The organism is Corynebacterium riegelii, assembly GCF_001263755.1.
GTDB lineage: Bacteria > Actinomycetota > Actinomycetes > Mycobacteriales > Mycobacteriaceae > Corynebacterium > Corynebacterium riegelii.
Genome location: NZ_CP012342.1, coordinates 1,824,812 through 1,838,311, shown reverse-complemented (window position 1 = coordinate 1,838,311; position 13,500 = coordinate 1,824,812). Strand labels below are relative to the sequence as shown.

12 protein-coding genes and 1 tRNA gene are annotated in these 13,500 nt (G+C 62.0%); 6 read left to right on the top strand and 7 right to left on the bottom strand.

Annotated elements, in window-relative coordinates; translation table 11 throughout:
* Positions 1-125 precede the first annotated feature (125 nt).
* Positions 126-329, top strand: coding sequence for a cold-shock protein (locus tag AK829_RS08940; protein ID WP_052206482.1), 204 nt, complete (start codon positions 126-128; stop codon positions 327-329).
* Between the two features lie 337 nt (positions 330-666).
* Here AK829_RS08940 and AK829_RS08935 read toward each other — a convergent pair whose 3' ends face one another.
* Positions 667-1,290, bottom strand: a complete 624-nt coding sequence (locus AK829_RS08935; RefSeq protein ID WP_232305714.1) for a DedA family protein — start codon at positions 1,288-1,290, stop codon at positions 667-669.
* 163 nt (positions 1,291-1,453) lie between these two features.
* Here AK829_RS08935 and topA point away from each other — a divergent pair, with 163 nt between their 5' ends.
* Positions 1,454-4,336 carry a type I DNA topoisomerase gene (gene topA, locus AK829_RS08930; protein WP_052205533.1) on the top strand — a complete coding sequence of 961 codons (2,883 nt, stop codon included), beginning with the start codon at positions 1,454-1,456 and terminating at the stop codon, positions 4,334-4,336.
* A 14-nt stretch (positions 4,337-4,350) separates the two neighbouring features.
* On the opposite strand, the gene AK829_RS08925 is transcribed toward topA, so the two are convergent.
* Entirely contained in the window at positions 4,351-5,877 is a 1,527-nt protein-coding gene (locus AK829_RS08925; protein ID WP_052205532.1) for an adenylate/guanylate cyclase domain-containing protein, read from the bottom strand.
* 36 nt (positions 5,878-5,913) lie between these two features.
* On the opposite strand from AK829_RS08925, the gene AK829_RS08920 reads away from it, so the two are divergent.
* The 3 genes from AK829_RS08920 to AK829_RS08910 all read left to right on the top strand — a co-directional run bounded on the left by AK829_RS08920 (position 5,914) and on the right by AK829_RS08910 (position 7,698).
* Complete coding sequence (locus AK829_RS08920) at positions 5,914-7,128, top strand: DNA polymerase III subunit delta' (protein ID WP_052205531.1); 1,215 nt, start codon at positions 5,914-5,916, stop codon at positions 7,126-7,128.
* A 98-nt stretch (positions 7,129-7,226) separates the two neighbouring features.
* Positions 7,227-7,299 (top strand) — tRNA-Thr (locus AK829_RS08915).
* A 120-nt stretch (positions 7,300-7,419) separates the two neighbouring features.
* The gene (locus AK829_RS08910; RefSeq protein ID WP_070494224.1) at positions 7,420-7,698 is read left to right on the top strand and encodes a hypothetical protein; all 279 of its coding nucleotides are present in this window, start codon (positions 7,420-7,422) and stop codon (positions 7,696-7,698) included.
* Between the two features lie 167 nt (positions 7,699-7,865).
* Here the strand turns inward: AK829_RS08910 and AK829_RS08905 are convergent, their stop codons facing one another.
* Entirely contained in the window at positions 7,866-9,020 is a 1,155-nt protein-coding gene (locus AK829_RS08905; RefSeq protein ID WP_052205529.1) for an MFS transporter, read from the bottom strand.
* Complete coding sequence (locus AK829_RS08900; protein WP_052205528.1) at positions 9,020-10,687, bottom strand: AMP-binding protein; 1,668 nt, start codon at positions 10,685-10,687, stop codon at positions 9,020-9,022. The genes AK829_RS08905 and AK829_RS08900 overlap by 1 nt, the downstream gene beginning before the upstream one ends.
* Positions 10,688-10,754: 67 nt before the next feature.
* Here AK829_RS08900 and AK829_RS08895 point away from each other — a divergent pair, with 67 nt between their 5' ends.
* Positions 10,755-11,615 (top strand): GDSL-type esterase/lipase family protein, encoded by an 861-nt coding sequence (locus tag AK829_RS08895; protein WP_052205527.1) that lies wholly within the window; start codon positions 10,755-10,757, stop codon positions 11,613-11,615.
* Between the two features lie 5 nt (positions 11,616-11,620).
* Here the strand turns inward: AK829_RS08895 and AK829_RS08890 are convergent, their stop codons facing one another.
* The 3 genes from AK829_RS08890 to AK829_RS08880 are packed head-to-tail and all read right to left on the bottom strand — an operon-like array spanning position 11,621 to position 13,489.
* Positions 11,621-11,965: a DUF2304 domain-containing protein gene (locus tag AK829_RS08890; RefSeq protein WP_052205526.1), complete on the bottom strand. Its 345-nt coding sequence runs from the start codon at positions 11,963-11,965 to the stop codon at positions 11,621-11,623.
* Positions 11,962-12,669: a glycosyltransferase family 2 protein gene (locus AK829_RS08885; RefSeq protein WP_052205525.1), complete on the bottom strand. Its 708-nt coding sequence runs from the start codon at positions 12,667-12,669 to the stop codon at positions 11,962-11,964. The genes AK829_RS08890 and AK829_RS08885 overlap by 4 nt, the downstream gene beginning before the upstream one ends.
* 22 nt (positions 12,670-12,691) lie before the next feature.
* Positions 12,692-13,489, bottom strand: coding sequence for a glycosyltransferase (locus AK829_RS08880; RefSeq protein WP_052205524.1), 798 nt, complete (start codon positions 13,487-13,489; stop codon positions 12,692-12,694).
* Between the last annotated feature and the right edge of the window lie 11 nt (positions 13,490-13,500).

Here is a 13,500-nt window from a genome sequence, read left to right as displayed (position 1 = left end):
ACAGATTTTGTGCGCGCCCTACGGCGGCGCTCGCGAGGATTGTGCACGCGGGCGCCAGGTCTTTCGAAGTCCTGGTGGACGACAACTCCAAGAACATCACGTCTTTCGAAAGGTCCAAACACACAATGGCAACTGGAACTGTCAAGTGGTTCAACGCAGAAAAAGGCTACGGCTTCATCGCACCAAGCGACGGCTCCGCAGACCTCTTCGTTCACTACTCCGAGATTCAGGGCTCCGGCTTCCGCACCCTCGAAGAGAACCAGCAGGTTGAGTTCGAGGTTGGCGAAGGCCAGAAGGGCCCGCAGGCCCAGCAGGTAAACGTCATCTAGCGTTTTGTTACCTCGGGCGTTTACCGCTCTTGATAGTCCCCGCCCTGGTGGTGGGGGCTTTTTCGTTGGGGGAGTGGGCCGTTTGAGGGGGTGACCCGGTTGGTGCGCTGACAAAGTTGACAACGCCATTTTGGCGACCTGGGGGTTTTCAAAACCGGGCTGGGGGGAATGTCAGATTTGTCAGTGGCGAACCGCGGATCCTGACAAATCCGACGAGGCAAAATCGGCGACCTGCACGTTTGCCGAAGCACTAAGGGCCTGCTGCACGATTTGTCAGGGACCGCCGCTCAAAGCGCCGAAACCAGCCACAAACCAGCCACAAACCAGCCCGAAACCCCTAGACCTCCGACACACCCCGGCGGATGTCGCGGGTTTCAAAGAACCAGTTCTGAACACGCTGGATGATCAGGCCAACCAAGGACCCCAGCGCAACGCCGACGATCATGGCAAGCAGGGGGTAATCCGCAAGCAGCGAGCCGCCTGCGTAGCCCAAGCCCACGGCGAGGGTGGCCCAGAGGATGACACCGATGGTGTCGTAAATAAAGAAGGCGAACCAGTTGTAGCCAACGGAAGCAAAAACAATGGTGGCAACCCACCGGGCCCAGGGGAGGAAACGGCCGACGAGGATGGTGATGCCGGCGCTGCGTTTCATGTTGCGGCGCACCCATTGGATGGCTTGGCCGGCTTTGGAGTCTGGGTCGAGGCGGTTGACCACGCCGATGAGGCGGCCGCCGAGGGCGAAACAGATATTGTCTCCAACCACACCACCGATGATGGCGGCGATGATGGTGTATTTCAGGTCGGGGACACCTTGAGACGCGGAGAAAGCGCCAGCTAGGTTAAGAATGGTTTCGCTGGGCAGCAAGGGGCAGATGGCGTCGCCCACAATGACAAGGCTGAGCAGCGGGTAGAAGAACGGCGTTGCCATCAGCATGTGCAGGAATGCAATGAATGCGTCCATGAGTGATGACATTGCTTCCACGCCGTAAGCCTCCTTCCAAATGCAGGGCCAAATACAGGCCCAAAATAAGCTCCCCAGCGAGTGTAGTCTTCTGCGCCACAAACCCTTGGGGGCAAGGTTCGCAGGGTCCTTGCAGGGGTAGTGTTGCCGTGATCTGCTACAAATGAGGAAGTTTCGGCAAAGTGAAGTGAGGTGTCACATCAGCGTGGCTGCGAGCGGCAAGACCCTGGTGATCGTTGAGTCGGCGACCAAGGCGAAGAAGATCCAAAAATATTTGGGTGACAATTATATTGTGGAGGCCTCGGTGGGCCATATCCGCGATCTGCCCAGTCGCGCTGCCGATATTCCGGCGAAGTACAAAAATGAGCCGTGGGCGAAACTGGGTGTGAACCCGGATGAAAGCTTCGCGCCTATCTATGTGGTCAGCCCGGATAAAAAGAAGAAGGTTTCGGACTTAAAGGCCAAGCTCAAGGAGTCGGACAAGCTTCTTCTAGCAACAGACCCGGACCGTGAGGGTGAGGCGATTGCCTGGCACTTGCTGGAGACGTTGAAGCCGAAGGTGCCGGTTGAGCGCATGGTGTTCAACGAGATTACTGAGTCCGCGATTCGTGAGGCCGCCGAAAACACTCGCGAGTTGGATATGGATTTGGTGGATGCGCAGGAAACGCGCCGCATCTTGGACCGTCTGTATGGCTATGAGGTCAGCCCGGTTTTGTGGAAGAAGGTTATGCCGCGCCTGTCGGCTGGCCGTGTGCAGTCGGTGGCTACGCGTGTGATTGTGGAGCGTGAGCGTGAGCGCATGGCGTTCATTGCTGCGGAGTATTGGGATCTCACGGCCTCGCTTACCCCGCAGAGCGGTAACACGAACTTCGATGCGAAGCTCATTACTATCGACGGCGCACGCATCGCCCAAGGACGCGACTTCGACGATAGGGGGCGGTTGAAGGGGGAGGCGGTGGTCGTCGATAAGCAAAAAGCCCAAAGCTTGGCTGGTGCGTTCGGCGATACCATGCGGGTGACCAGCGTGGAGGAGAAGCCGTACACGCGTAAGCCCTATGCGCCGTTTATGACGTCGACGCTACAGCAGGAGGCTGGCCGCAAGCTGCACTTTACGTCCGCGCGCACGATGCGCATTGCGCAGCGTTTGTACGAAAACGGCCACATTACCTATATGCGTACAGACTCGACGTCTTTGTCCAAGCAGGGCCTAGATGCGGCGCGTGCTGCGGCGCGTGAGCTCTACGGTGCGAACTTTGTGGCGGATTCCCCGCGGGTCTATGAGCGCAAGGTGAAGAACTCCCAGGAGGCGCACGAGGCGATTCGCCCAGCTGGTGAGCGCTTTGCAACGCCGGGTCAGCTGGCGGGCTCCCTGGATGCCGAAGAGTTCAAGCTCTATGAGCTGATCTGGCAGCGCACCGTTGCCTCCCAGATGACGGACGCGCGCGGCAACTCCACGAAGATCACGGTGACCGGTGAGGCGAATACCGGCGAGGTCGCTGAGTTTGCCGCTACCGGCCGCACGATCACCTTCCCGGGCTGGCTGCGCGCCTACTCTGACCAGGACAAGGAGACGCACCTGCCGCAGGTAGCCGAGGGTGATGCGCTGAACGTTAACGGCATCAGTGCGGATGAGCACTCCACGAACCCGCCGGCGCGATACACCGAAGCCTCCCTGGTGAAGAAGATGGAGGAGCTGGGCATTGGCCGCCCGTCCACCTACGCCAGCATTATCAAGACCATCCAGGACCGCGGCTACGTGGCTGCCCGCGGCAACGCGCTTGTGCCTACGTGGGTTGCGTTTTCCGTGGTTGGCCTTTTGGAGAACAACTTTGACGCGCTGGTGGATTATGACTTCACCTCATCCATGGAAGATGAGCTGGATGAGATCGCGCACGGCAATGAGGACCGCACGCAGTGGCTCACCGGCTTCTACTTCGGTGACGCTGATGCGCGCGACACCATGGCAGATGCCATTGCGCGCCGTGGCGGTTTGAAGCACATGATTGACGCAAACCTGGAGTCCATTGACGCCAGGGAGGCGAACTCGCTGAAGCTGTTCGAGGACAGCGAGGGCCGCGACGTGATCGTGCGTGTTGGCCGCTACGGCCCCTACATTGAGCGTGTGGTGGGTACCACCGCAGACGGCGAGCCGGAGTACCAGCGCGCGAATCTGTCCGAGTCCGTCACGCCGGATGAGATCACCCTTGAGATGGCGGAGAAGCTCTTTGCCACCCCGCAGTCCGGCCGTGAGCTGGGCGAAAACCCGGCCAACGGTCGCATGATTGTGGCCAAGGAGGGCCGTTACGGTCCGTACGTGACAGAGCTCGTGCGTGACGACGAACGCGTGAAAGCCGAAGCCCACGCCGAAGAAGTTGTCGCCGAAGAGCGCGCCGCGGAAGACAAGCAGCGTGCGGAAGAAGGCAAGCGCGCCAAGAACTGGGAGACCAAGACGGCGGCTGCGCAGAAGGAAAAGCGCATCGCAGCGCTGGTGGACGAGCAGCTCAAGCCAGCCACCGCATCCCTGTTTGCCTCCATGGAGCCGGCGACGGTGACGTTGGAGGAGGCGCTGAAGCTGTTGTCGCTGCCGCGTGAGGTTGGCGTGGACCCGGCTGATGGCGAGGTGATCACCGCGCAGAACGGCCGCTACGGCCCGTACCTGAAGAAGGGCAGCGACTCGCGCTCCTTGGCCAGCGAGGACCAGATCTTCAACATCACGCTGGAGGAAGCGCGCCGCATTTATGCGGAGCCGAAGCGCCGCGGCCGTGCTGCTGCGAAGCCGCCGTTGAAGATGCTGGGTGACAATGACGTGACCGGCAAGCCGATGTCCATTAAGGACGGCCGTTTCGGCCCGTACGTCACCGACGGCGTGACCAACGCGTCTCTGCAGCGTGGGGATACGCCAGAGACCATGACGGATGAGCGCGCCAACGAGCTGCTGTCCGCACGCCGCGCACGCGAAGCCGCCGACGGTGGTGCCGCCAAGAAAACCACTCGGAAGACGGTCAAGAAAACCACCAAGCGTGTGGTGAAGGCCCGCCGGAAGTAGCGGCTAGGCGCCCCCTAGGAGCGGTCCGCCAGGGTGGAGCGCACCGGGCGGGCCAACTGCGTCATCTTGTTGCGGCCGCGCAGCTCCACGGACTTCATCAGCGTCCAGCGCTGCTGCTCCACCTCATTGGCTGCGCGCAGGGTCGCCGCGTTGGTGAGCACCTTGCCAGGGGTGTCCTTTGCCAGTTCCGTCAGGCGTGCGGCGGCGTTAACGGCGTCGCCGATCACGGTGTACTCGAAACGGTCGGAACCACCGATGTGGCCGGCAACTACGTGCCCGGACGCCACACCGATGCCTGCCTGGAGTTCAAGGCCAGCCAGTTCGTCGGTGAGTTCGCGGGCGGCTTGGAGGGCGTGTGACGCAGCGTCGTGAAGCGAAACTGGAGCTCCAAAAACCGCCAAGGCAGCGTCGCCCTGGAACTTGTTGATGATGCCCTTGTTCTCATGCACCACGTCCACGACGATCTCGAAGAAGCGGTTGAGCTCCGCCACAACCTCCTCCGGGGTGTGGTCGACGGCGAAGGTGGTCGACCCGATCACGTCGATGAACAGCACCGCCACACGGCGATCCTCACCACCTAGCTCCGGCTTTTCCTCTAGGGCCTTCTGGGCAACCTCGGCGCCGACATAGCGGCCGAAAATGTCGCGCACGCGCTGGCGTTCGTTCAGCCCGCGCATCATCTCGTTGAAACCGGCCTGCAGAACGCCGATCTCCGAGCCGTCGTAGATATCCACCTGCGTGTTGCGCTCACCGCGGCGCACGCGGTTAATCGCGTCCTGCAGCTCCTTAATCGGGTCCACCACGTTCATCACGGAAAAGGCGGTGCCCACAAAACCTGTGATCAGCGCTGCGATGGTGAGCACCAGGGCCGCCGGGATCAACTCGCCGGGGGTGTGGGTGAAAAAGCCGCGGGACTGTGCAACGAACAGCAGCAGGATGCCCAGCAGCGGCACGCCAGAGGTGACCAGCCACGTCATGTACAAGCGCTGCTTGATCGGTGGCTCAAGCGTGGAATCTTCAAACCTGCGCGCCAGCGCCTCAGCCGCAACCGGACGCACCAGGCGCTCTGCCTGCAGGTACGTCAACACCGCCATGACAAAACAGGTGAGCAACGTGGCTACGAAAATAACTAACGCCAGCTGCCACGACAGACGGGAGGCCACAAACGTGATGATTGCAATGCCAACCAGCCACACCGCAACCACAATGCCCGTCTGCAAAATAGGCAGGCGAAGTACCAGGTTGCGCACCATATTCGGGTCATGATCGTCCGGACTTAACTGCCATTCCAGTACCGGGCGGAAGAGCAGCAGCGTCACAATCAGGCCAATAACCACGGCCAGGGCGAAGTAGATCACGCCGATGAGCCCCAGGCCCATGTGGTCCAGGCTGAGCTCTTCAACCTCGCGCATGGGCAGCAGGTAGCGCACGAACAGCATGATGGCGATGGCGCCGACGACATTGGTGCCCAGCACACTCGCGGCGTACAGCGGCCACGATGTGCGCATGAGCCAGGTGAGGCCGCGCCAAAGTCGTTTCATGGTGTATCACCTTAGCGCCGAGTACCCTTAGCCGTTGTGACTACCGTAGCTCCGCGCAGCGTTGCACAGCGACTTGCTGATGCACCCAAGGTCCGCGACACAATTTTGGCCGCCGCCGCAGCCGCACGCGGAGTGGAAGGTGCGGACCCCCACGCCTTTGCGCACGCCTGGTTGTTCACTGGCCCGCCGGGCGCTGGCCGCTCGAATGCGGCGCTGGCGTTCGCCGCGGCGCTCATGTGCGAGGACCCGTCTGAGATCGGCTGCGGCCGCTGCAAGTCCTGCTGCGACGCCCTGGCAGGCACCCACACCGACTTGGTGCATGTTGTGCCGCGCGAGCTTGCCATCAAAGTTGAGCCGGTGCGTGAGATTGTTGCTCAAGCTTCCCGCTTGCCGACGGTTGCGTCACACCGCATCCTCATCATCCAAAACGCCGACCGCCTTACCAAGGAGGCGGCCGACGTGCTCCTCAAAACCGTTGAGGAGCCACCGGAACAGACCGTGATCGTGTTGTGTGCGCCGTCCACGGACCCCCAAGACATCTCGCAGACGCTGCGCTCACGCTGTAGGCACCTCTACATCCCGGCGCCCTCGCAGCGGGAAGTGGTCCGCGTGCTTATGGAGGAAGAGGGCGCCAGTGAGCACGATGCGCAGCTGGCTGCTGCAGCGTCCCTGCACCACATCGGGCGTGCCCGCAAGCTGGTGACCATGGAGTCGGTGCAGTCGCGCCGCGCCGCCGCCATCAACCTGGCGGAGCTGGTCTTCCACGGCGCCCAAGGCTTCCAGGCGGTGTCCACCCTGGTCAAGCGCGTGCAGAAGGAGGCGGTGGACGACTACGCCGAGGCGGATGCCGCGGAGCGCGAAAAGCTTGAAGTAGCGCTTGGCGTTGGCACGAAGGGGCGCGGTGCCGCCAAAGCAATGTCCGGCACTGCCAGCGAGCTCAAAGAACTTGAGGCCGCGCAGAAGGCGCGTGCTACTCGACGCAAACGTGACGCCCTCGACCTTTCCCTTGTGGACCTTGCGGGTATTTACCGCGACGCGCTGGTGTTCAAGTCCGGTGCGGAAGTGCCCCTGACCCACCCGGACTTTTCTGGCCTGGCGGAGGAGATTGCCAAGCGCGTGTCCCTTGAAGGTCTGGTGGCCTGCCAGGACGCCATCGCCCAGTGCCGCGCCCGCCTCCACCAGAGCGTCGACCCCACCGTGGCGTTTAACGGCATGCTTGGGCACATCCGTAAAGCTTGCGGCGCCCGCTGATGAGGTTTTTCTGGCCCTGACCAGTGCGTTTCTTTTGTTCGGTGATGTCCACTACACTGTCATCCCGGTACACACTGCGTGTGCAGAAGTTGTGTCCGGCCACCTTAGCTCAGTCGGTAGAGCATCTCACTCGTAATGAGAAGGTCGCGAGTTCGATTCTCGCAGGTGGCTCAACTAAAATCCCAGCTAGACAATAGTTTTAGCTGGGGTTTCGTTGTTGGTGTGGCTTGCCGAGTTGTCCCCGGTTGTGGTGGCCACCCCTAAAAGAACTCGGAGAGAAATTTGCTCTATGTGGCTCTTGGCGCAGTGGTCGCGCTCTTCATCTCGTTATGCATCATGGCAATGGGGTACCTAGTCCACCTGTCGGCTAAGCGAAAGGTGCTTTCTCCATACCGTTTCTTAGTCGTGATGGTTGTGCTAGCACCGGTTTTTCTGATCTACGACATACTCAGCGATGAGATGTGTAGCGGCCTTTTCAATTACGTGGTCAGCGGTTACTTAATTACCGCAGTCATCATCAGTTCTCTGTGGCGCATCATCACGGATGGTTTCAACAACGCGCGGGAATAGGGGCGATCACTGGGAAAGAGACCGCGTGCAGTACCGGATAGCCGGATGCGTCGATTAATCCGTTACGAGTACTAACTATGCGGAATCGACAGCCGTCTCGCCGCGCCCTCTAAACGGAGCTAGCTCCATCTAGGCCCGCATACCCACGACGCCACACACCCCGAACCTCAACCCCCAACAACCCCGCGCACCAGGTACCCGCGTTGAATCTGCGCGCTGCGGATGAGCGCGGAGCTCGCGGCGAGCACGGCGAACACCGCAAACGGCAGGCTCGGCCCGACGCGCGGCGTGATCCACGCGATCAGCGGCGAGATTCCGAACCCGATGTAGGTGGCCACGTAGTACAGCCCGATGACGCGGCCGCGTTTTTCGGGCGGGGTGTACTCGTCGACGTCGAGAAGCCCCTCGCGCAGGCACAGCCCGTACGCCAACCCGAGCAGTGCGGTAGCAGCCAGGAACACGGCGGCAGAAGGTCGTGCCCCGCCAACCGCGATGAGCGCCATGCCGCCGGCCGCACCGAGCGCCCCGACCACGCCTGCGCGCGGCCCCCACTGCCCGCGGCGCGCGAGCGCCTGCACGGCCAGCGCCACGCTAAAGCCCAGCACAGCGGCCACGCCGGGCATAAACGCCGCGCCGATGGCAAAGTCGGTGCGCCCGGCCAGCACCACCATCGCCGTCGTGATTGAGGCGAAGACCCAGATCCCCATCGGCACCGCAGTCGCGAGCGCCTTGGCCTCGCTGTGCGCGGAGCGAGTCTCAGCCGTCCGCGTCACCGCAGGTGCGCCGTCGTCGCGCATGCGTATCGACGCCACCATCACCCCCACAGCCATCACAATCGGCACCACGAACGGGATCTTCACCGCGTCCGCGGCCAGGTGGGCGACCACGCCGGAGGAAACCGGACCAAGCATGAACCCGGTGGTCAGGGCGATGCCCGCGGCGGTGGCGCCACTCGCGCCGCGGAGCCTGCCTGCCCAGGCGGTGCCGGCGCTGACCACCAGACCCACCCCGAGCCCAACGATGAAGCGGCCGAGGAGCAACCCGTGTCCGGGGACGCCCAGCATGAGGTAGGCGTTGCCCGCGGCCGCGATGACGGTGCCCGCAACCACGGCGGGACGCGAACCGAAGCGGTCGGCAACCCACCCGCCGATGAGCAGGCTAGGGAAGAGTCCAACCGCGTAGATACCGTAGGCGCTGTTGGCCAACACGGCGGAGACGTCGTGGTCGCGGCGCAGCAGCACCAGCACCGACGCGAAGTGGTTCGCGGACCACCCGGCGGTGATCAAAAACGCGAGGGTGAGCGCGTACGTGGCGCGTGCCATTAGCTGTCCCGGCGGCTTTCCGGCAGCAAGCGCGGCACGACCTTGCCAATGGCGTTTCGCGGCAACTCCTCAACAAAGTGCACGTCACGCGGGATGGAATGGTCCGCCAGGTGGTTGCGCACCCAGTCGCGGACGGAATCTTCGGTGAGTGCATCCCCCGCCGCAGTACCAGCGCGGACGATCCAGACGGCGATGCGTTTAAACATCACGTCATCATCAACGCCGTGGGCGTAGACCTCGTCCACACCCGGCATCTCTTCGAGCACCTCAATGACGGATTGCGGGTGGACGTTTTCGCCGCCGACGATGATCATGTCGTCATTGCGGGACAGGACGTGGAGGAAGCCGTCCTCGTCGAAGTAGCCGAGGTCGCCGATCTCGATAAGCCCGTCGATTACTTCGGCCTTGGTCGCCGGGTTGGTGTAGCTGCGCAGGGCGGTTTCGTTGTGGAGGAAGATGCGGCCGGTTTCGCCGGTGGGGACTTCGTTGCCGTTGGCGTCGAAAAGCTTGAGCACCGTGCCAGGGGGAACCTTGCCTGCGATGCTTGGGTCTGCCTGCAACTGTTCGGGTGTTGCGGCGGCGGCCAGGGCGAGCTCGGTGGAGCCGTAGATGTTGGCAATGATGGGGCCGAAGCGCTCCGTGGTGCGACGCAACAGCGCCGGTGTGATGGCGTTTCCGGCGGTGGCCAGGTAGCGCAGGGTAGACGTGTCGTAGTTCTCGTCCAGGTCCAGCATCTGCTTGAAAAAGATCGGTGAGGAGATCAGGCCGGTGCAGCGGTAGTTCTGGATCTGTTGGAAGCACACTTCCGGGTCGAAAACGCGGCTGGTGACAATGGTGGAGCGGGTTGCCAGCGCTACCTGGAGTGCGGACCAGCCCCAGGTGTGGAAGATGGACGCGGAAAGCTGCACGGTGTCGCCGGCGCGCCACGGGATCGCCTCCAGGTAGCCCGCCACCACAAACGGCAGCTTCGGCTCGGGCCGCACGATGCCCTTGGGGATGCCGGTGGTGCCCGAGCTCATCAGCACAATGTTGCCGTGCTTGGGCCACATGGGCAGTTGCTTGCCGACGCCACGCCGACCCACCAACTCCGCCAACCTCAACATTCCCGCGCTGTCTTGGGCGGCCTCCTCTTCAAAGGCGCGGACGACCGTGATGTTGTCCATGATGGTGTCGGTTTCGGGGAGGCGGGGGAGGAACTCATCATCAATGAACAAGATGTTGATGCCGGTTTCTGCGAAGATGCCGCGCAGCTGCTCCGGGGAGGAGCCGATGTTGAGCAGGAAGATGTGCCCGCCGGCATAGCCTTTGGCGCCTAGCGGCAGGATGATGCCGCGGCCGTTGCGCGCCATCACGCCAATGCGTAGCTCATCAAGACCGCGTTCCTCTTTGGTCTCAAGGAGCCAGGCGGCGAGTGAGCGCGATTGGCCGCGAAGTTGGCGGTAGTTGAGGACGCCGGAGTCGTCGATAAGAGCGGTGCGCTCAGGCGTAGCGGCTGCGCCTTGTTCGATCTCCCTGGCGGTGGTGAAGTGGAAACGTGCCAGGTTGGGCAGGACTTTGAGGGCCGCAAGGGGGCCGCCTTCGGCGCTGATGATGCCCGCGCGTGTAACGGCCGGGACGAATCGGGCGAAGGATTTCAGTAGAAACGTAGGGTGTGCGGTTGGTCGCATAGTGCTACGGTAGCGTAAGTTACTGAAGTTACAAATGTTTCCAGTGGGAAAATTGGGAGGAAAGCGAATGTTTGGAAAAACCGGGCGCAACAAAACCCGCAACAAAGCCAAAGCGCTCGTCGCTGCTGCGCTGTGCCTCGGCACATTCGCACAGTCTGTAACCACACCACAGATGGCCCAGGCGCAGCAGCGCAACATGGTCGTTTTCGGTGACTCCGTAGTCTCCGACCCGAATGCGGCCCAGTGGCTCGGCGGCAAACTGGGCATCGGCGGCCAGGGCTCCTCCGACATCACCACCTGGTGCCCAACCAGCCCAACCAGCTGGGGTAAGCGCTCCGCTGCCAAACTGGGCCTGCCAGCCTGGGACTACTCCTGCACCGGCACCGTGTCCATCCAAAAGGGACCGCAGTTTTCCTCCCAGGTCACCCGCGCGGTTAACGACGGTGGCCTGAACCCCAACACCGCCCGCGTGATCATCTCCACCGGGTTCAACGACACGTACCACAACGACGGCCGCGATCGCGCCACTTTCCGCCGTGACTGGGTCGCCGCCATGGCACCCCAAATCCAGCGCATCCGTGCCGCCGCCCCCAACGCACGCATCCAGATCGTTGGCTACCCCAAGGTCACACAGAACGGTAACGTGTGCCTCTTCCACGTCGCACCCAACGTCAGCGACACCACGCCGTTCCCGGCCGTCGCCGATTGGGAAGACAGCATTCAGTGGGCACAGGTAGACCTGGCCCGAGCAACCGGCATCGAATTTTTAGACCTGAAGCCCTCCACGTGGAACAACAGCATGTGCGCACCTGACCACGCCCGCATGTGGGCCGGCCTAGTGGACTTCTACAGCGGTGCCGGCAACCTGCCGATTCACGTCAACCAGCGTGGCCACGAGCACGTGGCCAATGTCATCGCTGCGTCCTAATCTGTTCATTCTGCACAGTCTGTTTCCGGCGGCACGGCGTTTTGCAACGCCACCGCCCGGGCAAGGCGCGCGTAGCGCAGTTCTTGTTCGCGGAAGCGGGTCCACGTGGAAATCGTCGTAAAGAAAAAAGCGACGATCAGCACATACAGCATCAGATCCGTGCCACGGTCAACCCCCAACCAGTTGGCCAGGACCGTGACATCATCCGGGCGCAGGATCGCCCACACGGCGGCGAGCATCATCAGCACAAAGCCGATCTTCACCCACGCTTTGGCATTCGCCTTCTTGCGGTTGGTGAAGAAATACACCGCCAACGCCACCGTGGCGGCAATTAGGATCAGCTGAATCACTTGAGCCTCCTCGCCATCAGGCCGTCTGCAAGAATGTTCACACCGTTGATCAGGGACTGGCCCTTGGACATGGAGTACTCCGTGTACAAAATATCCACCGGCTGCTCAGCCACACGCCAACCGTGATTATCAATCATCGCCACGATCTCAGAGGCGTGGCTCATCCCGTTCATGCGGATGTCCATCTCCTCGGCCACCTTGCGGTTGAATGCGCGGAGGCCATTGTGCGCGTCGCTAAGACCCAGGCGCTTCGTGCGTGGCGACAGCATCACCACCGTTTTCAACACCACGCGCTTAATCCACGGCACCTGCGAATTATCCTGGCCTGCAAAGCGCGTGCCCACGATGATGTCCACCGGCTCCATGCGCAGACGCTCAACCATGGCAACAACATCCTTGACCTGGTGCTGGCCGTCCGCGTCAAACGTGACAAAGTACTGCGCACCCGGTTGCGCGCGTGCGTACTCCACACCCGTCTGAATTGCCGCGCCCTGGCCCAAGTTCACCGGGTGGTTCACCAAATGCGCACCGGCAGCGTGGATGGCTTCCGCCGAGTTATCGCGCGAACCGTCATTGACCGCGACGATGTTGGGGAACGTCTGGCGAGCGTTCGCAATGACGTCGAAAATCACCTGGCCCTCATTGAAACAAGGAATGACAAGCCAGGTGTCGCTGAAATCCGTGAGTGCGCGCGACGTATCCATCGCAGGGATACCTTAGTCGCCCTTAGTTGCCACGGTGGAATAGACGCGAGTACACGCGCTTAGTCACCCCGATTGGCAACATCCGGTACGCATTTCGCACAGCAAAGTTGAACACCGCGCGCGGGCGCGACACCAACCCATACGCCACCAGATTGCGCTGCATCGTCAGCTCCGCACGACGCGTCTCACCAGCAGCACGACGCCGCAACTGCGCATCATTGACCCGCAAATACGTCAAAGGCTCCGGCAAATTCGCCAGCTCCCACCCGTTGCTCAAAAGCCGCGCCCAGAGGTCATAATCCTCCATAAACGGCACGTGCTGGTAGCTGCCCACCTGGCGCACCGCATCCGCGCGGAACATTACGGACGGATGATTCAACGGCGAATTCATCTTCGCGTAATTCCTTGGGTTCTCCGGAAGTGCGCGGACCGGCCCAGCATCATCAATATCCTGCTCAAACTCGCGCACCGCCGAGCCAACGGCGGCCACCTCCGGGTGGTGGGCCAGAAACTCCAGCTGGCGCTCAAAGCGCTGCGGATACGCCGCATCATCCGAATCAAGGCGGGCAACAAACTCCGAGTCAACAGTCTCCAACCCCGCGTTGAGCGCCTTGCCCAACCCCACGTTGTGCTTCAACGGCACCAGGCGCGCCGGGAACCCCGCTAACACCTCCATCACCGCTTCAGAAACCGAGCCGTCCAGCACCACAACAACCTCATCCGCCGGACGTGTCTGCGCTGCCAGCGACTGTAAGCACACAGCCAACTCGTCCGCATCCGTGCCGCGGTACACGCTCATCAAAACAGCTAGTGAAGCCATGTCACAAAACC